Raw genomic sequence first — 20,741 nt, 5'->3', positions numbered from 1 at the left:
GTGCAGTTTCCGTAACTAGACGCACGTCCGGCGCCGGACCCACGCTGGGGCGACCGGCCGACCAGATGATGGGAGTGGTGCGACGTGACCACGATGCAGGACCCGATGATGCCCGTGCAGCAGCCCGCCCAGCAGGTCGTCGAGACGCCCGTCCAGCCGGCCGTCACCCGCGACCCCGGGGCCGTCGACCAGGACCCGATGATCCGCCTGACCTGGACCGACCCCGTCACCGGCACCCTCGGCTACCTCGTCGTGCACCTGCTGGTGTCCGGCCTCGCCACCGGTGGCACGCGGATGCGCGCAGGCTGCACGATGGCCGAGGTCGAGGACCTCGCCCGCGGCATGGCCGCGAAGACCGCGGTGTTCGACCTGCCCGTCGGCGGGGCCAAGGGCGGCATCGACATCGACCCCAAGGACCCCCGCGCCTTCGACGTCCTCACGCGCTTCTGCGAGGCCATGCGTCCCTGGCTCGACGGCTACTGGGTGACCGCGGAGGATCTCGGCGTCCCCCAGCACCTCATCGACGCGGCCTTCGCCCGTATCGGACTCGGCCAGAGCTACCACGCGGCGATCTCCCGGTCGGCCGATCCGGAGGCCACCATGAACCGCGTCCGGGCCGGGCTCGACGCCCCGGTCGAGGGCGGCCTGCTCGGTGACGTCATCGGCGGCTACGGCGTGGCGCAGGCCTGTCTGGCCGCGGCGCAGACGTGGAGCTGGTCGCTGCCCGGCACGACCGTCGCGATCCAGGGCATCGGCACGATGGGCGGCGCCGCGGCCTTCTACCTCTACGAGGCCGGGATGCGGGTCGTCGCCGTCGCCGACGCGGCCGGCACGCTCTACCACCCGGGCGGCCTCGACATCCCCGCACTGCTCGACCTGCGCGACGAGTTCGGCGAGATCGACCGCACCCGCGTGCCGTCCGACGTGCAGCGGCTGCCGCGCGACGCCGTGATCGCCACGGCGGCCGACATCCTCATCCCCGCCGCGATCTCGTACGCGATCACGCCGGACAACTCGTTCGACGTGGCCGCGAAGGTCGTCGTGGAGGCGGCCAACACGGCCACCACCCCGGAGGCGGAGGCGATGCTCACCGCGCGTGGCATCCCGGTGCTCCCCGACTTCGTCGCCAACGCCGGCGCGGCGGCGTGGGCGTGGTGGCTGCTCCTGGGCTACGTGGACGAGGTCCCGGAGACCTCGTTCCTGCGCCTGCGCACCGAGATGACGGCGAAGGTCGGCATGCTGCTGGAGCGCTGGATCGTCGACGGGACGCCCCCGCGGCACACCGGCTGGGCCTGGGCCGCCGCCCGTCGTGCGGCCCTGGCGAGCGACCCGCACGGCGCCGGGCCCGTCGTCATCCCCTGATTCACCTGGCCGGGTGGTGGGGGACCACCCGGCGCCCCGGTCGAGTCACTCACGGAGAGTGAATTCGACTCGACGTAACGTGACCACCCGATCGGCCGACTCACGATCGGGTGGTCACGCTCGTTCAACCCTACGTAACGGATCGCCTACTACCCGTTCGAGCGACGTGTGTCGTCACGTTCGCGGTGGGTGCGGCGATGACACTGCGGACGGTTCGGAGCGAGGGGTCGGTGGGGCGGGCGATGCGGGCAGGGGCACGGGTGCGGAACGGGGTGCGAGGGCTCGTCGCCGCCGCCGCGATGATCTGCCTGCTGGGGGCGTTCGCCCTCACCGACCGCGCCCCGGAGGCGGTCGGTCCCGTCGCCGCGGTCGATCCCGGGCCCGACTGCGCGCCCGCGTGGGCCGGCGCCTGGCACGCCGCGGCCCAGCCCGTCCCCGCCGATCCGGGCACGGCCGGACGGACGCTGCGGATGGTGGTGTCACCGCAGGTCACCGGTTCGCAGGTCCGGGTGCGGCTGTCCAACGCCTACGGCACCACACCGATGCAGATCGGCACGGTGTCCGCGGCCTGGTCCGACGGGGCGGCCGGGCTGGTGCCCGGCACGATGCGCCCGGTCGCGTTCGGCGGGGTGTCGGGCGTGATGGTGGCGCCGGGTGCCGAGGTCGTCAGCGACCCGGTGGCCCTCGTTGCCGAGGTCGGCCGCCCGCTCGCCGTCAGCCTGTTCCTGGTGACCCCGCCCGACGTACTCACCCAGCACGGGGTGGCGCTGCAGACCTCGTACCTCTCCCGGCCCGGCGACGCCGCACTCGTCGACGACGGGTCCGCGTTCGACACGCCCGTCACGTCCTGGATGGTGCTCACCGGTGTCGACGTGCTGGCCCCGCGTCCGGTCAACACGGTCGTGACGATCGGTGACTCGATCACCGACGGCGTCGGCGCGGGACCGGGCGAGCGCTGGTCCGACGCGCTCGCGCAGCGGCTGACGGGCGTGGGTGGCCCGGCGGTCATGTCGGTGCTCAACTCGGGCATCTCCCGCAACCAGCTGCTCACCGACGACCCGCTCCTCGACGGCGACTCGCCGCTGGCCCGCTACGACCGCGACGTCGGTGCCGTGTCCGACGTCGTCCTGCACATCGGCACCAACGACATCGCGGCCGGGCGCAAGGCCGACGAGATCGTCGCGGGCATGGTGCGGTTCGCCGAGCGTGCCCACGCGGGCGGCACCCGGGTCGTCCTGACGACGATCACGCCGTCCGCGGCGGGGGAGCACGGCACGCCGCAGGCGGTCGCGACCCGCGAGGCCGTCAACGCCTGGGTGCGGGCGCACGGCGCGGAGCACGCTGACGGGGTGGCCGACTTCGCCGCCGCCGTCACCGACCCGGCCGACCCCGCCCGCCTGGCCCCCGCCTTCGACTCCGGCGACGGCCTGCACCTCTCGGCGGCCGGCTACCGCGCGCTGGCCGGCGCACTGGACCCGTCCCTGCTGACCGGCAGCCCGTGCCTCGACGGCAGCCCGAGCCGGGTGCTGGTCAGCGGTCCTTGATCGGCGGCTCCTGATCAGCGGTCCCCGCGCGGGTCGTCGACGCCCCAGCTCGGCGTCTGCCCGGTGCGGCGCAGCACGGGTACGAGCTTGGTCGGGCGCACGCCGAGCCGGGAGTAGGTGTCGAACATCAGCTGCCCGCCCGGCAGGTGCTCCACGAGCCGGCACAGCAGCGGGGGCCCTCCGTTGCGGGCAGGTACATCGTCAGTCCCTCGGCGACGACGAGAGCGGGTCGGTCGCGCGGTAGTGGCCGGTGGGCGGCTCGTAGAGCTGCTCCCGCAGCGAGATCACCTCCGGCCGGTCGACGTCGAACCAGTGCACGCCCGGTCCGCGAGATCGGCACGACGGTGGCGTACCTGCCGGCCTGCCTGCTGTTCGCCGGACCGGCGTTCGCGCCGCCCCGTCCTGGTCTCCCCGTTCGCTGCCGTCGCGCCGGGCCCCGGATGGGTGCCGTGGCCGCCGTCGCGGTCGGGCCGGCCGCGGCCGGGGTCGTCGGCCTGCGGCGCCGCGACCTGAACGGCTGACGGTCCGGCGGTCCGTCCCCGTCCGTTCCTAGCTCCGGTCCCGCCTGCCGAGCCTGCTCAGCGGACCGCGCCTACGCTTCTCCGCCTCCTCGACGACGGCGAGCGGCCCGGTGGGGGTGTCCTCGCGGTCGAGCCGCTCCACCACCCAGTCGACGGCGAGAGCGCCCGGTGAGACCCCGCGCTCCTCCGCGATCCGGCGCAGCTGCTCGATGCGCAGCGCGGGCAGCCGGAGCTGGAACACCTGGGCCGAGCCGAAGCGGCCCGTCAGCTCGGTGGCGTGCTCCTCGGCGCCGGGCGCGAGTGCGGCGAGGTAGGAGTCGAGCTCGGGATCGTGCGCGTCCGGCCCGGGTCCCGAGGGACGGCGGCGCGCACGGCGATCGGACGGCATGCCCGGCACCCTACGGCGCCGGGCCTCCTCAGCCGACGAGTTCGAAACCCGCCTCGGAGACCGCCGCGGCGATCTCGTCGTGCTCGATGTCGCGGTCGGCGAGCACCGTGAGCAGGCCGCTGTCGAGGTCGGCGTCGACGGCGCTCACGCCGTCGATCTCGGAGACCTCCTCCGTGACCGACATCACGCAGTGTCGGCACGTCATGCCACTGACGGTGACGTGCGTGCGGAACGGGGCCTGGACAGCCATCGGACCTCCTCGGACGGGCTGCCGGACATGGTGGCAGAAGCCTGCCGGGGCCCCGCCGCCGGTGGTCGGTCGACCCCGCAGAGTCACCTCCGGGTGGTCCGCTCACCCGGGAAGGGGCGTGCGCGGGCGTCCCCCGATAGGTAACGTCTCGGTCACGGTCACGGGGGTGGCCACAGGGGCGGGAGGCTGGGATGACCGGTGGTATCGGCAGCGCGCGGCGGGAAACGGGCGACGGCGTCACCTCGGGGTCGATCCCGAGCCAGCGCACGGCGTCCGACGCATACCGGGTGAGCGACGACCAGCTCCACAGCGCACGCATGGTCGTCGCCAGGAACTCGTCGGGCTCTGAGGACCTGCGCGAACTGCTCGACATGCTGGGGCTGATCTCGTCCACCCCGGACCTCCCACCGCCGGTCAGTCGCTGATCGGCACCCCGGTGCAGGGGGCTCCGGAGGTCTGTCCTATGCTTGGCGGGCTCCCAACGGACAGTCGTTGACGGCACGGACGGCCTCGGCGGTCCGAGTCCCCATCGTCTAGTGGCCTAGGACTCCGCCCTTTCAAGGCGGCAACGCGGGTTCGAATCCCGTTGGGGGTACGGTTACACCGCTCTACAGCTCCACAGCTAGGCCCAGTGGCGCAGTTGGTTAGCGCGTCGCCCTGTCACGGCGAAGGTCGCGGGTTCGAGTCCCGTCTGGGTCGCTCCACCATGGTCCGGTGTCTCACCGGACCGCCCGGCCAGGTAGCTCAGTTGGTACGAGCGACCGCCTGAAAAGCGGTAGGTCGGCGGTTCGACCCCGCCCCTGGCCACCTCCCCGCGGTCCCGGCGCTCCGTCGCCGACGGTCACCCGCGATCTGTCGCAACCGAGACTCCGGCCCTCCGGCCCGTCCCCGATGCTCCTCGACGGCCAGGACGTCGAGGACCGCGTGTTCTCGCGCTGGTCCGTGTTCTCGCGTGTCCGAGGACGGCCGGCCCGACATCCCGCTCCTCATGAACCGGGACGAGGGCGGGGCCTCACCGGCCGCCGGACGACCGACCCCGCCGGAGCAGGACGCCGTGCTGGACCGGACGTCAGCAACGTCCTGGGTCGCTACGACCAGGGGAGCAACCGCGCCAGGGCCTGCGCGGCAGAGCCGAGCACCGAGATGTGACCCTCACCCTCGCGGAGCCACAGCTCGGAGTCCGGGCAGTGCCGCGCCAGCCACTCGCCGTGCGCGGGCGGCGCGATCCGGTCGTCGCCCCCGTGCAGCACCACGACGGGGGCGGTGACCCGGGCCGGGTCGGCACCCCACGGCGAGACATAGGCGAGGTCGTCGTCGAGCATCCCTTCCGGTCCGGCCGCGAGACCCTTCCCCGCCACCGTGCCCAGTCAGGACCACGGCCCGGCCAGCGCCGCGTGGTCCGACTCCGTGAACTGGTCGGGATCGAACTCCGCCGACGCCAGTAGTTCGGCCAGCGCGTCCCGGCCCGCGTCGGCCGCCCGCAGTTCCGCCGCTCCCGCCGCAGCCATGCCGGCGAACCAGTCGAGCCCGTCGGCGTCCCGGGGTGCGATACCGCAGATGCAGAGCACTCCGGCGACCCGGTCCGGGAGCAGCGCCGCGCAGGCGAGCGCGTGCGGGCCGCCCCCGGAGTGCCCGGCGGCCACGAACCGGCCCACTCCCAGAGCATCGGCCACCGCGGCGACGTCGGCGGCCACGGACGCCACGTCCCGCCCGGGGTGCGGGGTCGAGCCACCGTAGCCGGGGCGGTCGTGCGAGATCCAGCGCACGCCGTCGCCGAGCAGGGGAACGGGCGGCTCTCCGGTGTTCGGTGTGCCGTGATGCCAGCCCACGGTGACCGGTGCGTCGGCGGGCCCGACGTCATAGGCGTGCAGCGTCCGGCCGTCGGGCAGCGGGACATCGATCTCCCTCATGGCGGCGAGGGTGCCAGATGAGACCCGTCTCAGAATCAGCTCAGACCGTTCTCACCCCCGGACGGTGGACTCGGTGCCATGACCAAGACGACGACGCTCCTCGCCATCGCCGCCGGCACCGCACTCCTCGCCGCGTGCGGGTCCGGCGCCGCCGAGACCCCGGTCGCCCCCGTGGCCGCACCCCAGGTCGCCCCCGCCACCACCGCGCAGGCCCCCGCGACGGCGGGCGGCGTGACCCCCGTGTCCGACCCCGGCGCGACGATCGACGCCGACGACCAGTCCGGTGACGGCCGCACGGTCGTGGTCCGCGAGGCCCGGATCTCCGGCGGCCCCGGCTGGGTCGTGATCCGCACCGACGACGACGACTCCGACGGGCGGGTCCTCGGGTCGGCCCCGGTGCAACCCGGGCAGTCCGGGCCGATCACCGTCACCCTGACCGAGCCGATCCCCGCCGGTACCGGTGACGACGACGGCGACCTCACCGCCGTGCTGCACCTCGACGACGGCGACGGCGTCTTCGACGAGCGGGCCGATCCCGCGGTCCTCGACGAGGACGGCGACCGGGACGACTCGCCGGGCGACGACGTCGAGGACGACGATTTCGACGTCAGTGTTGACTGATCCCTGACGACAATCGTGGAGCGGCGGCTACGATCACTCGTAAGGGGTGCCTCACCGTGCCCCGTTCGTGGACGAGGGGAAGCGGGAGGGCATGCCACCGTCACCGGGTCGGTCGATCGGGCCGGCGAGCTGGGCCATCCGGTCCATCCCGCGCCGGCTCGCCGCCGTACTGGTGTCCGTGGAGATCCTCGCGATCGCGGTCGTCCTGACCGGCGGTGCGGTCTCCGCGTCCGACGTCACGACGACGGGGCTCTGGACGATCGCGGTCCTCGCCGTCGCCGGTATGGCCCACACCGAGGCCGCGCTGGGCGTCGAGCGGATGCGGCGCCGCGTCGACCAGACCCCGCACATGGACCTCAGCTCCGTGTGGACGTTCGCCGCCGCCCTGCTGCTGCCCGGATGCCTGGCCACCGCCGTGGTCCTGCTCGTCTACCTGCACCTCTACCTGCGGGCGTGGCGGCCGTCGGGTTTCCCGGTGTACCGGGTCGTGTTCAGCACGGCCACGGTGGTCCTCGCCGCGCACGCGGCAGGGGTCGTCGTGGGGCTCGGCGGTGCAGCCGAACTGTTCCGGTCGGCGACCGGCCTCGTGCTCCTCGCCCTCGCGGTGCTCGCCTACGGGCTCGTCAACCTGGTCCTCGTCGTCGCCGCGATCCGGATGAGCGGGTCGGGCACGTCGTTGCTCCGGGCCGTGGGCCACCGCGACGAGCTCGTGCTGGAACTCACCACGTTGACCCTCGGTGCGGTGGTCGCGGCGGCCGTGTCCGCGTTCGGTCCCGCGCTGGCGGTGCTGGTGTTGCCCCCGCTGGTCGTGCTGCACCGCACCGTCCTGGTCCGCCAGCTGGAGGAGGCGGCCAGCACCGACGCGAAGACCGGGCTGCTCAATGCGGAGTCCTGGCGGCTGCGTGCCGAGCTGGCCCTGCGCGCGGCCCGGCACTCCGGCGGCACGGTCGCCGTCCTCCTGCTCGACATCGACCACTTCAAGCTCGTCAACGACCGCTACGGCCACCTCGCGGGCGACCAGATCCTGGCCGACATCGGGGCCGCCCTGCGGGCCGAGGTGCGCGACCACGACCTCGTCGGTCGCTTCGGTGGCGAGGAGTTCGTCGTGCTGCTCACCGCGGCCGACGTCGACGACCTGCGTACCGGCGCGGGCGCGGTGGCCGACCGGATCCGGTGCCGGATCGACGACCTGCGCCCCGAGGTCCCGGCGCCGGACGGACCCGTGGTCGTCGACGACGTGTCGGTCTCCGTCGGGGTCGCCACGTTCCCGGCCGACGGTGCCGACCTCGACCGGCTGATCGAGGTGGCCGACGCCGCGCTCTACGCGGCGAAGGCCGCCGGTCGCAACCTGGTGCGGCACGGGCTGCACACCGTCGACGACCCGTCCGCATCGGCACCGAGGCCCGCGCACGGGTCCTGACCGGTCGGCCGTGGCACGATCTGGGACGGGTGCCGAGCAGGGAGCACCCGAGGAAGGGCCGATGTCCACGCACACCGGTGAAGCCGCGGCCGTGCCCCGACGGGCCGGCCGACGTCCCGTCACGTCCCGCGTCGAGATCGAGCACATCGCGCTCGACATGTTCACCCGCCGCGGCTTCGACACCACCACCGTCGACGACATCGCCGCTGCGGCCGGGATCGGCCGGCGCACCGTCTTCCGCTACTACGCCTCCAAGAACGACATCCCCTGGGGTGCGTTCGACGAGCAGCTCGACCGGATGCGGGCCACGTTCGCCGCACTCCCATCCGACCTGCCGGTGATGGACGGGGTCCGGGCCGCCGTCCTCGACTTCAACGAGGTGCCCATCGCGGAGCAGCACTGGCACCGCAGCCGGCTGCGCCTGATCCTCGACACCCCGGCCTTGCAGGCCCACTCGACACTGCGCTACGCGGCGTGGCGCCGGGTCGTCGCCGACTACGTGGCCGGGCGGCTCGGGGTCTCCAGCGACGACCTCGTGCCCCAGGCGGTCGGGCATGCGAGCCTCGGCGTCGCGCTCGCCGCGTACGAGCGGTGGCTCGACCACGGCGACGGTGAGTTGCGGGATCTGCTCGACATGGTGTTCCGGGCGCTCGAGAGTGGGCTCACCGGCCCGCTCGGAACGGATTCCTGAAACCGTTCTCCGATCACACGGAATTGCGCCGGCCGGCCGTGGGGTCGGCCGGCCGACGCCATTCCTCGGGGGTGGATCAGCCGCCCAGTGCGGGCAGTCCGGCAGCGGGCAGTTCCGGGGCCGGTGCGGCCGGGAGTGCCGGAGCGGGCAGGGCGGGGTCCGGCAGGGCCGGAGCGGGCAGGGCGGGGTCCGGCAGGGCCGGAGCGGGCAGGGCCGGAGCGGGCAGGGCCGGAGCGGGCAGGGCGGGGTCCGGCAGGGCCGGGTCCGGCACCGCGGGCAGGCCGGCGGCCGGGTCCGGGAGGGCGGGTACGTCGGCGGGGATCTCGCCGACCGGCGGGCAGCCGACCGGGAGCCCGGTGGCCCGGTCGATCACCGAGGGGTCGATCGCCGCGGGGTCGGTGGGCAGCGCGGGGTCGGCGGGCAGCGCGGGAGCCGCGGGCAGGGCCGGGTCGGCGGGCAGGGCCGGCAGGTCGGCGGGAACGCCCGGAGCTGCGGGAACGGCCGGGACGACCCCGCACGGGTCGGGAACCGGCACGGGGGGTTCCGGCAGCTGCTCCCCGACGGCGGGCACCGCGGCGGGAAGGGCCGGGGCGGGCACGGGCAGGTCGGGCGCGGCCGGCAGCCCGGGAGCCGCGGGCAGGGCGGGGGTCGCGGGTACCGCCGCGAGATCGCCCGGCACCGGCACGAGGGCGGTGTCGGTCGGCACCGTTCCGCCGAGCACGTCGGGCAGGAGGTCCTGCAGGGTGACCAGGAGCCCGTTGAGCAGGCCGCCCACGGGCGTCGGCGGCTCCGGGACCACCTGCTCCGGCGTGGCGGCGTACGCGCCGGTGGCCCCGATGACGGCGAGGGCGCCGCTCGCCGTGACGGCGATGATCGCTTGGGTAAATCTCCGACTCCGCACTGGAGCCCTCCCCGAGAATTCGACGGACGTGACGGCCGAAATGATGCGCGTGGGCCCATTGCGGCGCCAGGGTGCCGGGGCGCCGCAGCGCCCTCCGCGGATGTCCCGGATCTCCCGCAGGGTCACCACGGACCGCGTTCCCACCACATCGGGGTACCCCGTCGGGGTGATGACGCGCCGACGCCCGTCCGACTCGCCGCCCGATGCCCGGCGGGGCGACCTGGGACGGGCTCGTGGTCACCCGTCGAGGTGGGAGTTGGGCGAGATCCCCCGAAAGATCAAGATCGTCACCTTCCGTAGGTGTGTCGCGGTCCTTCTCTCACCCTGGGTGATGGCATCGTGGCTGGTCCCCGGCCCGGTGCACGGCCCGCCGGCGATCTTCGCGGGGCCCCTCCGGTGCCCGCGTCGCGTGATAGGTTTCCGCGCGGTTGCAGTCGTGTCTTCCTCGCTCGTTGTGAAGCGTCCGTGGAAAGTGACGGTGGGCTTCACGGGCGTCGCACGCTCGCCGTTCCGTGTCCCCACCCCGCAGCCCCCGGCCGGCACAGTGCCGTCCGGGTCCGCTTCACGTGTGGGAGATCAGGTATGCCGCAGGGCACCGTCAAGTGGTTCAACGCCGAAAAGGGCTTCGGCTTCATCGCGACCGACGACAACGGTCCGGACGTCTTCGTCCACTACTCCGCGATCCAGACGGACGGGTTCCGTACACTCGAGGAGAACCAGCGCGTCGACTTCGAGTCGAGCCAGGGCGCCAAGGGCCCGCAGGCCGACACGGTCCGCCCCATCTGAGGTCCCGGGACCGAAGCTTCGGAGCCGGCGATCCCCTCGGGGTCGCCGGCTCCGGCGTCTCCCGGGTCGTTGTCCCCGGGTCAGCGAGCCGCGATCCACTCCGCGGTCAACGCCAGCCCCTCGTCGACGCCGCGCGGGGCGAAGCCCAGACCGCGCGCCCCGCGGTCGTGCACCCGCACCGGCGGGAAGTGCCCGTAGACCTCCGAGCGCCGCGCGAACGTCCCCGCGTCGCCCCCGAGGATCGACCCGGGCGGCAGCACCTCCACCCGTTCCCCGCCGACGTGCCCGGCGAACGTGTGCAGCATCCGACCGAACGTCGCGGTCTCGCCGCACAGCACGTAGCGCCGCCCGGCTTCGCCGTGCTCGAGCACGAGCAGGTGTCCGAGCGCTGCGTCCTCGGCGAGCACCCACCCCACCGTCGAGTCGACGACGGTGCGCACCTCACCGCGCGCCGCGGCCACGAACAGCCCGTTGTAGGAGTGCGGTCCCTGCGGGCTCGGTCCGTAGATGCTGACGGGGTTGACGACGAGTGCCTCGATCCCGTCGGCGGCCAGCACGATCCGCTCCGCCTCGCCCTTGCTCGTCGAGTACGGGTCGGTCAGCGCGGGCGGGCCCACCGGTTCCTCGGCCACCAGCCCGTCCGCGTCCATGATCGCGGCGCTGCTGCTCGTGCAGACGAACCGCTCCGCGCCCGCGGCCGTCGCCGCCGCGAGCACCGCCCGGGTGCCGTCGACGTTGGCCCGGCGGGTCTCCTCCGCCGAGTGTCCGACGGAGCCGGCGAGGTGCAGCACCCCGCTGCAACCCCGCGCGGCCCGCGTGAGCGCGTCGACGTCGTCCAGGTCGGCGACGACGACGTCCACACCGGCCGGAAGCAGGGCCCGCGCCCGGTCCGGGTCGCGGACGGCGGCCCGGACCTCCAGGCCCCGGCGCGCCGCCAGGTCGACGAGTGCACTGCCCAGGAACCCCGTTGCTCCGGTGACCATCAGCATGGCCTGATCCTGGCAAGGATCGGGTCGTGCCCGCAGCCGCTGGTCGACGGCGGCCGGACGGCGACCGGTCCGGCACCGAACGGAGTAGCCGTCGGCCCGCCCGCGTGAACCGGTCGCCCGCTGCCCATCGGTCGCCTCTCGTCGTCCGACGGCGCGACCATCCGCTTGTCCCGAAGTCACGCACGGTCGCCGCTCGGGGACTCCAGGCGCGTTCCCGGAGGTCGATGGTGGTGTTGAGTGTCACAGGTACACAGACGACGCAAGGGGAGTGAGACATGCCGGGCTGGGACAGCTACCGCACGGTTCACGGTGCGGAGCTGCGCGCGGCGGCGCGGGAGTTCACCGTTCACGGGTGGCCGGTGATCGAGGAGTCGGTCACCGCGCTGCGCCTCGTCACGGGCACCGCGCTCGACGTGCTGGAGGTGCCCGCCGCCGTCGGCCGCGGCATCTGCGCCCAGCTCCGGGCGGTGGACATCGTCGTCCCGGTGGCCGGGACGCCCACCGGGTCGTGGTGGTACCCGATGGCCCCGGGAGCCGTTGCGCCCGCTGACCTCCTCGCGGCCGACGGGGTCGTCCTGCACTCGACGGGCGGTTCGGTGATCGCGCCGCCGTCGCAGGTTCCCGACGGATGGGTGCACTGGCGGGTGGCTCCGGCGCTCACCGGGTACCTGCTGCCGTCGGCCGAGCTGATCATCCCCGCCGCTACGGAGAGTGTTCGGTGGCGGGCCGACCACGACAGGCATCCGGGCGCCCAGCGGCCCGCCGCTGCCGCCGTGGCGGGGATGCGGTCCTGACCGGGACCGTGTAGCCGGACCGGCTCGGTCCCGCTGCGGCGACTCGTCGAGTCGCGCCGGGGCCGCCGAGCAACCGGCGAGGTGCGGCGCCCGGAGGGGGCACTTCTCCCTCCCGGCGCGGCCGCACCCTCGACTCTGGCCGGGGCCGGTGGATCACCATCGGCCCCGGTCATGACCAGGACGCGATGATGCCTCCCGGAGGCATGGGGGCAACACGTCTCCGGGAGGCATCGACCGGAGCGCGTCCGGTCACACGGGGGTTCGCGCGCGCGGGCACTATGGGTTCGTGCAGACCACGCAGAACACCCGAACGGCGGCATCCGTGCGCCGTTCCCGGCCGGTGGTGGAGGTCGGGCTCGGCATCGGGTCGATGGACCCCACCACCAGGGCACGTGACCTCCGCAGGATGAAGTCGCTGGCCACCGGCCTGTTGCTGGTCGCGGCGGTCATCTTCCTGGCGTCCCGCTGGTGGGAGTCCGCCGACGGACCGGTCTGGATCAGCTACGTCCGGGCCACCGCGGAGGCCGCGATGGTCGGTGCTCTGGCCGACTGGTTCGCCGTCACCGCGCTGTTCCGGCGCCCGCTCGGCCTGCCCATCCCGCACACGGCGATCATCCCGACGAAGAAGGACATGATCGGCGACAGCCTCGGCGACTTCGTCGGCGAGAACTTCCTCGCCGAGGACGTCGTGCGCGACAAGCTGGCCCGCGTCGAGGTCTCGTCGCGGGTCGGGTCGTGGATCGGGCAGGAGGCCAACGCCGACCGCATCACCGCCGAGCTCGCCACCGCTGCGCGCGGCGTCGTCACGGTGCTGCGCGACGAGGACGTGCAGGAGGTCATCGAGCAGGTCCTCGTGCGCAAGCTGATGGAGCGGCAGGTCGGGCCGCCGCTGGGCACGGTGCTCGAGGGGATCCTGTCCGACCAGTCGCACCACAAGCTCGTCGACCTCGTCATCGACCGCGCCTACGACTGGGTCTCGCAGAACCAGGAGATGGTGCTGCGGGTCGTGCACGAGCGGGCGCCGTCGTGGTCGCCGCGGTTCGTCGACGACCTCATCGCCGACCGCGTGTTCCTCGAGGTCCAGACGTTCGCGTGGGCCGTCAAGACCGATCCGCAGCATCCCCTGCGCCTCGCCGTCGACCGGTACCTCGACGAGTTCGCGGCCGACCTGCAGAACGACCCGGAGACCATCGAGCGGGCCGAGAAGATCAAGACGCAGATCGTGGCGCACCCCGACGTGCAGAAGTTCATCGGCGGCGCGTGGGGCGTCGTGAAGGGCCTCATCCTCGACGCGGCGGCCGACCCGTCGAGCGAACTGCGCCTGCGCGTGCGCGACGGCCTGCTGTCCTTCGGCAGGCGCCTCGTCTCCGACGACACGCTGCGCACCAAGCTCGACGGCTGGCTCGCCGACGCCGCGGGCTACGTCGTGCGGCACTACCGCGGCGAGATCACGACGCTGATCACCGACACCGTGTCGCGCTGGGACGCGGAGGAGACCAGTCGCAAGGTGGAGCTCCAGGTCGGCCGCGACCTGCAGTTCATCCGGATCAACGGCACGGTGGTCGGCGCGCTGGCCGGCCTGGCGATCTACACGCTGAGCCAGCTCCTGTTCGCCTAGACCAGGGCCCCCAGGAGCAGCCCCGTCCCCGCCGCGGCGAGGCCCAGCACCACCGAGCCCGCCGCATTGGCCACCGCCGCGCCCCGACGCCGTCGCTCCCCGAGCGTCACCGTCTCCAGGGCGAAGGTCGAGTAGGTCGTGAGTGCGCCGCAGAAGCCGGTGCCGACCAGCGCCGTCACCTCGGGGGAGGCGCCCGCACCGACCACCAGCCCCAGGACGAACGAACCTGCCACGTTGACGGCGAACGTGCCCCACGGGAGCCCGGTGGAGTGCCGCGCCTGCACGATCCGGTCGGTGGCGTGGCGCAGCGGCGCCCCGACCGCCGCGCCGAGGACCACCAGCAGCACGGTCACCGGGGGAGCCCCGAGGCCAGGCGCGTGAGCCGGATCCCCAGCCAGGTGGCGGCGAGCGCCGCGGCCAGCGTCCCGACGACGTACGCCGCGGCTCCGAGGACCCGGCCCGCGGCGACCATCTGGTGCGCGTCGACGGCGTAGGTGGAGAACGTCGTGTAGCCGCCCAGCACCCCGGTGCCGAGCAGTGGACGGACGAGCGGGTGTGCCGCCCGCCGCTCCGTCACCAGGACGATCAGGACGCCGAGGAGCAGGCAGCCCGTCACGTTGATCGCGAATGTCGCCCACGGGAACCCGCCGGCCGGGTGCGGGAACGCGAGCCCCAGGCCGTGGCGGCCCAGTGCCCCCGCCGCCCCGCCGACGGCCACCGCCGCGAGGGCGGGAGCCTGTCCGGCGAGGGGTGCGGTGGTCATCCGCGCACCGTACCCGGGTGTGGTGGAGGCCACGCGACCTGCGCAAGCACTGTGCTTGCAACTGCTAGCAGTGCCGGGTAGCGTCACCAGGGACAGGGACGGAGGTGAGCGGTATGAGCCCGAACGACAAGCAGGACCGATCCACCGAGCGGGTGGGTCACGTCGTCGAGCAGGTCGGCCACGTGGTCGAGCACGCCGGTCACGCCGTCGGTCAGACCGTCGAGGGCATCGGCGCCTACATCCGCAGCCAGCGCGAGCTGGCCGATGTGTCGATGCGCCAGCTCGCCCGCACGGCGGGTGTCAGCAACCCCTACCTCAGCCAGATCGAGCGGGGCCTGCGCAAGCCGTCGGCCGAGATCCTGCAGCAGATCGCGAAGGGTCTCCGCATCTCCGCGGAGGCGCTGTACGTGCGGGCCGGGATCCTCGACGAACGCCCGGCGAGCGTCGTCACCGACGCCGTGCTCGCCGATCCGACCCTGACGGAGCGCCAGAAGCAGGTGCTCCTCGACATCTACGCCACCTTCCGCCGGGAGAACGACGTCGCCGTCGGTCCCGGAACCACAGACAAGGAGTGATCATGGCCGTCTCCCTTCCCACCTCGACCGACGTTCGCAAGGCCCGTGAGCAGGCGGCCGAGCGCGCCGAGGTCGCCCGTACCCCGCTGCTCGCCGTCCTCGGTGCCGGTGACTACGCCGTCGCCAGCGTGAGCAAGGCCGTCGCCGACGCCCGTGTCCGCGCCGAGGAGGCCGCCAACCGCGCCGCCGAGCTGCCCCAGCGCCTCTCGCCCGAGAGCCTGCGCCAGCTGGTCGCCGACCTGCGCGCCGACGCCGAGGAGCGCTACACCGGCTTCGCCGAGCGCGGCGAGAAGACCTGGGGCCGCATCCGCAAGCAGCCGCAGGTCAAGAACGCCATCTCGACCATCGAGAGCTACACCGACAAGCTCGACGCCCGCGTCGACGTCCTGGTGGACGACGCCCACGACGTCGCCGAGAAGGCGCTGTCCACGGTCACCCGCCAGACCCGCTCGGTCGGCGAGAAGGCCGCCCGTGCCACGCAGGAGTTCGCCGCGGAGGCCGCGGAGACCGTCGCCGAGGTCGCCGACGAGGCGTCCGGCAAGGTCGCCGAGGCGGGCAAGGACGCCGCCGCCACGATCAACGAGGCCGGCGACGAGGCCGCCAGCACCACGCGCTCGGTCAGCCGCAAGGCCGCCAACCGCACCGCGCCGAAGACGGTCACCCGCAAGCCGGCCGCCCGCCGCACCACGAACGGCTCGACCTCGAGCTGATCTCGCAGAACGTCGCTGGTCGACGTCACAGCGCCCCCGGAGCCTCCCGCGCCCCGGGGGCGCTGTGCTGTGTGCACCCGACGGGTACATTGGCGTCGTGTACGAGTTCCTCGATGTCCTGGATAACTACATCCTGTGGGGCATCGGGCTGCTCGCGATCCCCGTAGGCGGTTACGCCTTCGTGCACGCGCTGATGCAGCGGGCCGACGCGTTCACCGCCGCCGACAAGCTCACCAAGCCCGCCTGGCTCGGCATCACCGGCGCCAGCGTGCTGATCCTCATCGTCTTCTACGGCGGGCTGGGCAGCAGCGGCTCGCTGTTCTGGCTGGCCGCCCTCGTGGCGTCGCTGGTCTACATCGTCGACGTCAAGCCGGCGATCGTCGGGGTGCAGGGCGGCGGACCGCACTGGTGACGTGGCCCGAGCTGTGATCTGGCCCGTACTGGGCTCGTTGTCCGCGGTTCCCGCGCTCGATCGCCCCGACCTGCTCTCCGACCCCGTCGCGCTCGCCCTCACGGCGATGGACCCGGCCGACGCCGCGCTGATCGGGGTCGCGGAGATCGATCCGACGCTCGCCGACACCGCCGAGTTCTGCGCCGCCTACGGCTCCCCGCTCGACGGCTCCGCCAACTGCGTCGTCGTCGCCGGGCGCCGCGGCGAGACCGTCCGGTACGCCGCCTGCCTCGTGCTGGCCACGACCCGTGCCGACGTCAACGGCCTGGTCCGCAGGCGCCTCGACGCCCGCAAGGCGTCCTTCGCCCCGATGGACGAGGCCGTGTCGATCACCGGCATGGAGTACGGCGGCATCACCCCGATCGGGCTCCCCGCGGACTGGCCGGTGCTGGTCGACGCCGCGGTCGTGGCCGCGCCCGCCGTCGTCGTCGGGTCGGGGGTGCGGCACTCCAAGCTCGCCCTGCCCGGTGAGCTGGCCGCCCGGCTCGCCGGTGCCGAGGTGGTCGAGGGCCTCGGGCGGTGACCGACTGGTCGGAGTGGCACACCCGCTACGACGACCCCGGTGGCCGGCTGGCGCGTCGGCTCGCGGCCGTGCAGGAGCAGCTCCGGACGGCGTTGGACCGGGCTGCCCACGGACCGCTGCGGTTGCTGGCGCTGTGTGCGGGCGAGGGGCGCGACGTGCTGCCCGTGCTGCGTGCCCATCCGCGAGGCACCGACGTGCGGGCTCGGCTCGTGGAGATCGACGAGCGGCTCTGCGCCGTCGCCCGGGCCGCGGCTCCCGCGGGCGTCGAGGTGGTGCAGGGCGACGCCGGATCCGCCGCGTTCGCGGGCGCCGTGCCCGTCGACGTCCTGATGCTCTGCGGGATCTTCGGCAACACCAGCGACACCGACGTGGAACGCACGGTGTCGGCCGTCCCGTCGTTGCTGGCGACCGGCGGCACCGTGATCTGGACGCGCCACACCCGCCCTCCGGATCTCAGCGGCGCCGTCCGCGGGTGGTTCGCCGCCGCGGGCGTCGAGGAGACGGCGTTCGGCACCGGGGAGGGTGCCTGGTCGGTGGGCGCGGGGGTGCTCCGGGGCCCGATGCAACCGCTCGATCCCGCCGCGCAGCTGTTCCGCTTCACGGGGCGTCGGCCGTGATCTGCCCTGAGTGCGCCGCGCTCAAGGTTCCTGCGTTCGCTCGCAGCGTACTTCCTTGAACGCTGGAACAAGTTCAACGCTGTAACGGTTGGACCGGTCATGACAGAGACGCTGAAGCTGCCGGTGCTTCCGCTCGCCGACTCGGTGGTGCTGCCCGGCATGGTGGTTCCCGTTCGCCTCGACAACGCAGAGGTCCAGGCAGCGGTCGACGCAGCTCAGAGCGTCGACCGGAAGGTTCTGGTCGTCCCCCGCCTCGACGGCAGGTACGCCGCCGTGGGCACGATCGCCGTCCTCGAGCAGGTCGGCAGGCTCCCCAGCGGGGAGAAGGCGGCCGTGGTGCGCGGCGAGGGCCGCGCGCAGATCGGGTCCGGCGTGACCGGGCCGGGTGCGGCGCTGTGGGTGGAGGCCACTCCGATCGAGGAGACGGTCGACGCTCCCGGCAAGGCCGCCGAGCTCGCCAAGGAGTACAAGGCACTGGTCGTCGGCATCCTGCAGCAGCGCGGTGCCTGGCAGGTGATCGACTCCGTGCAGCAGATCTCCGACCCCGGCCAGCTCGCCGACACCGCGGGATGGGCGTCCTACCTCGACCTGGAGCACAAGGCGCAGCTGCTCGCCGAGGCCGACGTCGTGAAGCGGCTGGAGCTGTTGATCGGCTGGACCCGTGAGCACGTGGCCGAGCAGGAGGTCTCCGAGAAGATCGCCGGTGACGTCCGCGAGGGCATGGAGAAGACCCAGCGCGAGTTCCTGCTGCGCCAGCAGCTGGCCGCGATCCGCAAGGAGCTGGGTGACGACGACACCGAGGGCGTCGACGACTACCGCACCCGCGTGGAGTCGGCCGACCTGCCCGAGCACGTCCGCAAGGCCGCGCTGACCGAGGTCGGCAAGCTGGAGCGGGCGTCGGACCAGAGCCCGGAGTCGGGCTGGATCCGCACCTGGCTCGACACCGTCCTCGACATCCCGTGGACCGAGTCCACCACCGACAACTCCGACCTGACGGCCGCCCGGGAGATCCTGGACGCCGACCACGCCGGCCTCGACGACGTCAAGGAGCGGCTGATCGAGTTCCTCGCCGTCCGCGCCCGGCGCGACCGCAAGGGCATGGACAAGGTCGGCGGCCGCGGCTCCGGTGCGGTTCTCTCGCTCGTCGGGCCTCCCGGCGTCGGCAAGACCTCGCTCGGGGAGTCGGTCGCGCACGCGCTGGGCCGCAAGTTCGTCCGCGTCGCCCTGGGTGGCGTGCGCGACGAGGCCGAGATCCGCGGGCACCGGCGCACCTACGTCGGCGCGCTGCCCGGCCGGATCGTCCGGGCCATCCGCGAGGCGGGCTCGATGAACCCGGTCGTGCTGCTCGACGAGATCGACAAGGTCGGCAGCGACTACCGCGGCGACCCCACGGCGGCCCTGCTCGAGGTGCTCGACCCGGCGCAGAACCACACGTTCCGCGACCACTACCTGGAGGTCGACCTCGACCTGTCCGACGTGCTGTTCCTGGCCACGGCGAACCAGTTCGACACGATCCCCGGCCCGCTGCTCGACCGCATGGAGGTCGTGACGCTCGACGGGTACACCGAGGCGGAGAAGGTCGCCATCGCGCGCGACCACCTGCTGCCCCGACAGATCGAGAAGGCCGGTCTCGACGTCACCGACGTGGAGTTCACCGACGTCGCGCTCTCGATGATCGCGGCCGAGTACACCCGCGAGGCGGGCGTGCGGCAGCTGGAGCGGGGCCTCGCGAAGGCACTGCGCAAGGTCGCCGTGGCGCTGGACTCGGGCACGGAGGCGCCGATCCACGTCGACGCCGACGCCCTGGTGACCTACCTGGGCCGCCCGAAGTTCACCCCGGAGTCGGCGGAGCGCACCTCGGTGCCCGGCGTCGCGACGGGTCTGGCGGTCACCGGGGCCGGTGGCGACGTCCTGTTCATCGAGGCCACCTCGATGGAGGGCGAGGCAGGGCTGATCCTCACCGGTCAGCTGGGCGACGTCATGAAGGAGTCCGTCTCGATCGCGCTGAGCTACCTACGGTCGAAGGGGCTGGCGGGTGACCTGGCGACACGGAAGCTCCACGTCCACGTGCCGGCGGGCGCGGTCCCGAAGGACGGGCCGAGTGCGGGCGTCACGATGACGACGGCGCTCGCGTCGCTCGCCAGCGGGCGTCCGGTGAAGGCGTCGGTCGGCATGACCGGCGAGGTCACGCTGCAGGGCAAGGTGCTCCCGATCGGCGGGGTCAAGCAGAAGCTGCTGGCCGCGCACCGGGCGGGCCTGACCGACGTGATCATCCCGAAGCGCAACGAGCCCGACCTCGACGACCTGCCCGAGGAGGTCCGCAAGGGCCTGCGGATCCACCCGGTCGCCGACGTCGCGGAGGTGCTGGAGCTGGCCCTGGAGCCGGCCGAGGTGACCGCCGCGGCCTGACCCCGGCGCACGACACGGCGCCCCCACCCGACCCCGGTCGGGTGGGGGCGCCGTTCGCGTCTCCGTTGCCCAACGCGTAACTGATGTGTTACACATTCCCGGTGCTCGCCCTCGCCGCCCTCGCCGATCCGGTCCGCCGGGAGATCGTCGAGCTGCTCGCCGTCGGGGAGAGCACGGCGGGGGCTATCGCGGAGCGGTTCCCGGTCTCGCGACCGGCCGTCAGCAGGCACCTGCGGGTGCTCCGGGAGGCGGGCCTCGTCACCTCGCGGGTGACGGGCCGGCACCGCCTGTACGCGCTCGACCGCGCACCCCTCGCCGAGCTCGACACCTGGCTCGACGGGTTCCGCCCGCTGCGCCCGGCGGCCGGGCCGGCCGGGCGCCTGGACGCACTGGACACCGAGATGCACCGCGGCAGGCGACAGCGCCGCGCGGCCGGAGGAGGAGACGTCGATGACCGCACCGCATGAGATCGTCCTGCGCAAGGAGTTCCCGGACCCCGTCGAGGACGTGTGGTCCGCCGTCACCGACTCCGAGCGGCTCGGCCGCTGGATCGGCACCTACACCGGTCACGGGCGCGTCGGGGGCACCGTCGAGCTCACCGTCACCGGTGAGGTCGACGCGGGCGGCGCCGTCGCCGAGCCGGTCACGGTGACGATCCTCGAGTGCGACGCCCCGCGCCGGCTCGTCGTCGACATCCCGGAGAGCGCGGCCCGCTCGTGGCGGGTGGCCGTCGACATCACCCCGGACGGGGACGGGTCGGTGCTGGTGTTCACCCAGCAGGTCGCCGACGGCCTCGACGCCGCCGACGTCACCGCGGGCTGGCGCTGGTACCTCGACCGCCTCGAGGCGTCGCTGCACGGCACCGCCCGTCCGGAGTGGGCGGCCTACGCCCCCTGAC

At 73.5% G+C, this 20,741-nt stretch carries 27 protein-coding genes and 3 tRNA genes; 21 read left to right on the top strand and 9 right to left on the bottom strand.

Annotated elements, in window-relative coordinates; translation table 11 throughout:
- The first annotated feature begins 198 nt into the window (after positions 1-198).
- A complete protein-coding gene (locus I4I81_RS21585) occupies positions 199-1,362 on the top strand; it encodes a Glu/Leu/Phe/Val dehydrogenase dimerization domain-containing protein (RefSeq protein WP_225925972.1) in 1,164 nt (387 codons plus the stop codon).
- Positions 1,363-1,634: 272 nt separating this feature from the next.
- Positions 1,635-2,906, top strand: coding sequence for a GDSL-type esterase/lipase family protein (locus I4I81_RS21580; protein WP_218616286.1), 1,272 nt, complete (start codon positions 1,635-1,637; stop codon positions 2,904-2,906).
- Between the two features lie 14 nt (positions 2,907-2,920).
- Here the strand turns inward: I4I81_RS21580 and I4I81_RS21575 are convergent, their stop codons facing one another.
- On the bottom strand, positions 2,921-3,061 hold the full coding sequence (locus tag I4I81_RS21575) for a hypothetical protein (RefSeq protein ID WP_218606257.1): 141 nt from the start codon (positions 3,059-3,061) through the stop codon (positions 2,921-2,923).
- Between the two features lie 189 nt (positions 3,062-3,250).
- On the opposite strand from I4I81_RS21575, the gene I4I81_RS21570 reads away from it, so the two are divergent.
- Positions 3,251-3,427: a hypothetical protein gene (locus I4I81_RS21570; protein ID WP_218606258.1), complete on the top strand. Its 177-nt coding sequence runs from the start codon at positions 3,251-3,253 to the stop codon at positions 3,425-3,427.
- 28 nt (positions 3,428-3,455) lie between these two features.
- Here I4I81_RS21570 and I4I81_RS21565 read toward each other — a convergent pair whose 3' ends face one another.
- Both I4I81_RS21565 and I4I81_RS21560 read right to left on the bottom strand, forming a co-directional pair.
- Positions 3,456-3,815 (bottom strand): hypothetical protein, encoded by a 360-nt coding sequence (locus I4I81_RS21565; RefSeq protein ID WP_218606259.1) that lies wholly within the window; start codon positions 3,813-3,815, stop codon positions 3,456-3,458.
- A gap of 28 nt (positions 3,816-3,843) precedes the next feature.
- The gene (locus tag I4I81_RS21560; RefSeq protein WP_218606260.1) at positions 3,844-4,065 is read right to left on the bottom strand and encodes a heavy-metal-associated domain-containing protein; all 222 of its coding nucleotides are present in this window, start codon (positions 4,063-4,065) and stop codon (positions 3,844-3,846) included.
- 191 nt (positions 4,066-4,256) lie between these two features.
- Here I4I81_RS21560 and I4I81_RS21555 point away from each other — a divergent pair, with 191 nt between their 5' ends.
- From I4I81_RS21555 to I4I81_RS21540, 4 genes are all read left to right on the top strand, one after another.
- Entirely contained in the window at positions 4,257-4,490 is a 234-nt protein-coding gene (locus I4I81_RS21555) for a hypothetical protein (protein WP_218616285.1), read from the top strand.
- Positions 4,491-4,587: 97 nt separating this feature from the next.
- A tRNA-Glu gene (locus tag I4I81_RS21550) sits at positions 4,588-4,660 on the top strand.
- A 30-nt stretch (positions 4,661-4,690) separates the two neighbouring features.
- Positions 4,691-4,764 (top strand) — tRNA-Asp (locus I4I81_RS21545).
- Positions 4,765-4,798: 34 nt separating this feature from the next.
- A tRNA-Phe gene (locus tag I4I81_RS21540) sits at positions 4,799-4,872 on the top strand.
- Positions 4,873-5,153: 281 nt separating this feature from the next.
- On the opposite strand, the gene I4I81_RS31455 is transcribed toward I4I81_RS21540, so the two are convergent.
- Positions 5,154-5,387, bottom strand: coding sequence for an alpha/beta fold hydrolase (locus I4I81_RS31455; protein ID WP_308187693.1), 234 nt, complete (start codon positions 5,385-5,387; stop codon positions 5,154-5,156).
- A 45-nt stretch (positions 5,388-5,432) separates the two neighbouring features.
- Positions 5,433-5,975, bottom strand: coding sequence for an alpha/beta fold hydrolase (locus tag I4I81_RS21535; protein ID WP_308187692.1), 543 nt, complete (start codon positions 5,973-5,975; stop codon positions 5,433-5,435).
- A gap of 78 nt (positions 5,976-6,053) precedes the next feature.
- On the opposite strand from I4I81_RS21535, the gene I4I81_RS21530 reads away from it, so the two are divergent.
- The 3 genes from I4I81_RS21530 (at position 6,054) to mftR (ending at position 8,707) form a co-directional block, all read left to right on the top strand.
- Positions 6,054-6,596: a DUF7282 domain-containing protein gene (locus I4I81_RS21530; RefSeq protein WP_218616284.1), complete on the top strand. Its 543-nt coding sequence runs from the start codon at positions 6,054-6,056 to the stop codon at positions 6,594-6,596.
- A 67-nt stretch (positions 6,597-6,663) separates the two neighbouring features.
- A complete protein-coding gene (locus I4I81_RS21525) occupies positions 6,664-8,016 on the top strand; it encodes a sensor domain-containing diguanylate cyclase (protein WP_218606238.1) in 1,353 nt (450 codons plus the stop codon).
- Positions 8,017-8,077: 61 nt separating this feature from the next.
- Positions 8,078-8,707 carry a mycofactocin system transcriptional regulator MftR gene (mftR, locus tag I4I81_RS21520; RefSeq protein WP_218606239.1) on the top strand — a complete coding sequence of 210 codons (630 nt, stop codon included), beginning with the start codon at positions 8,078-8,080 and terminating at the stop codon, positions 8,705-8,707.
- A gap of 76 nt (positions 8,708-8,783) precedes the next feature.
- Here the strand turns inward: mftR and I4I81_RS21515 are convergent, their stop codons facing one another.
- Complete coding sequence (locus tag I4I81_RS21515; protein WP_218616283.1) at positions 8,784-9,608, bottom strand: hypothetical protein; 825 nt, start codon at positions 9,606-9,608, stop codon at positions 8,784-8,786.
- 582 nt (positions 9,609-10,190) lie between these two features.
- Here I4I81_RS21515 and I4I81_RS21510 point away from each other — a divergent pair.
- Positions 10,191-10,394, top strand: a complete 204-nt coding sequence (locus tag I4I81_RS21510) for a cold-shock protein (RefSeq protein WP_141279928.1) — start codon at positions 10,191-10,193, stop codon at positions 10,392-10,394.
- A gap of 80 nt (positions 10,395-10,474) precedes the next feature.
- Here the strand turns inward: I4I81_RS21510 and I4I81_RS21505 are convergent, their stop codons facing one another.
- Positions 10,475-11,383, bottom strand: coding sequence for an NAD-dependent epimerase/dehydratase family protein (locus I4I81_RS21505; protein ID WP_218602176.1), 909 nt, complete (start codon positions 11,381-11,383; stop codon positions 10,475-10,477).
- A 275-nt stretch (positions 11,384-11,658) separates the two neighbouring features.
- Here I4I81_RS21505 and I4I81_RS21500 point away from each other — a divergent pair, with 275 nt between their 5' ends.
- Positions 11,659-12,177: a hypothetical protein gene (locus I4I81_RS21500; RefSeq protein WP_218602175.1), complete on the top strand. Its 519-nt coding sequence runs from the start codon at positions 11,659-11,661 to the stop codon at positions 12,175-12,177.
- A 370-nt stretch (positions 12,178-12,547) separates the two neighbouring features.
- A complete protein-coding gene (locus I4I81_RS21495) occupies positions 12,548-13,795 on the top strand; it encodes a DUF445 domain-containing protein (RefSeq protein WP_218602181.1) in 1,248 nt (415 codons plus the stop codon).
- Here I4I81_RS21495 and crcB (I4I81_RS21490) read toward each other — a convergent pair.
- Both crcB (I4I81_RS21490) and crcB (I4I81_RS21485) read right to left on the bottom strand, forming a co-directional pair.
- Positions 13,792-14,148 (bottom strand): fluoride efflux transporter CrcB, encoded by a 357-nt coding sequence (crcB, locus tag I4I81_RS21490; protein ID WP_218602174.1) that lies wholly within the window; start codon positions 14,146-14,148, stop codon positions 13,792-13,794. The genes I4I81_RS21495 and crcB (I4I81_RS21490) overlap by 4 nt on opposite strands.
- Positions 14,145-14,558 (bottom strand): fluoride efflux transporter CrcB, encoded by a 414-nt coding sequence (gene crcB, locus I4I81_RS21485; protein WP_218602173.1) that lies wholly within the window; start codon positions 14,556-14,558, stop codon positions 14,145-14,147. The genes crcB (I4I81_RS21490) and crcB (I4I81_RS21485) overlap by 4 nt, the downstream gene beginning before the upstream one ends.
- A gap of 113 nt (positions 14,559-14,671) precedes the next feature.
- Between crcB (I4I81_RS21485) and I4I81_RS21480 the strand changes: the two genes are divergently transcribed.
- From I4I81_RS21480 to I4I81_RS21445, 8 genes are all read left to right on the top strand, one after another.
- A complete protein-coding gene (locus tag I4I81_RS21480; protein ID WP_218602172.1) occupies positions 14,672-15,133 on the top strand; it encodes a helix-turn-helix domain-containing protein in 462 nt (153 codons plus the stop codon).
- A gap of 2 nt (positions 15,134-15,135) precedes the next feature.
- Complete coding sequence (locus tag I4I81_RS21475) at positions 15,136-15,843, top strand: hypothetical protein (protein ID WP_218602171.1); 708 nt, start codon at positions 15,136-15,138, stop codon at positions 15,841-15,843.
- A 97-nt stretch (positions 15,844-15,940) separates the two neighbouring features.
- On the top strand, positions 15,941-16,255 hold the full coding sequence (locus tag I4I81_RS21470) for a DUF2516 family protein (protein ID WP_372453552.1): 315 nt from the start codon (positions 15,941-15,943) through the stop codon (positions 16,253-16,255).
- Between the two features lies 1 nt (position 16,256).
- A complete protein-coding gene (locus tag I4I81_RS21465) occupies positions 16,257-16,817 on the top strand; it encodes a YbaK/EbsC family protein (protein ID WP_372453551.1) in 561 nt (186 codons plus the stop codon).
- Positions 16,814-17,434, top strand: a complete 621-nt coding sequence (locus I4I81_RS21460) for a class I SAM-dependent methyltransferase (protein ID WP_218602170.1) — start codon at positions 16,814-16,816, stop codon at positions 17,432-17,434. The genes I4I81_RS21465 and I4I81_RS21460 overlap by 4 nt, the downstream gene beginning before the upstream one ends.
- Before the next feature lie 99 nt (positions 17,435-17,533).
- Entirely contained in the window at positions 17,534-19,843 is a 2,310-nt protein-coding gene (lon, locus tag I4I81_RS21455) for an endopeptidase La (RefSeq protein ID WP_218602169.1), read from the top strand.
- Positions 19,844-19,926: 83 nt separating this feature from the next.
- A complete protein-coding gene (locus I4I81_RS21450; RefSeq protein WP_218602168.1) occupies positions 19,927-20,310 on the top strand; it encodes an ArsR/SmtB family transcription factor in 384 nt (127 codons plus the stop codon).
- On the top strand, positions 20,294-20,740 hold the full coding sequence (locus I4I81_RS21445) for an SRPBCC domain-containing protein (RefSeq protein WP_218602167.1): 447 nt from the start codon (positions 20,294-20,296) through the stop codon (positions 20,738-20,740). Before I4I81_RS21450 ends, I4I81_RS21445 begins: the two co-directional genes overlap by 17 nt.
- Position 20,741: the final 1 nt, after the last annotated feature.

The organism is Pseudonocardia abyssalis, assembly GCF_019263705.2.
GTDB lineage: Bacteria > Actinomycetota > Actinomycetes > Mycobacteriales > Pseudonocardiaceae > Pseudonocardia > Pseudonocardia abyssalis.
Note: the sequence above shows the minus strand (reverse complement) of the source record. Positions and strands in the feature narration are given on the sequence as shown.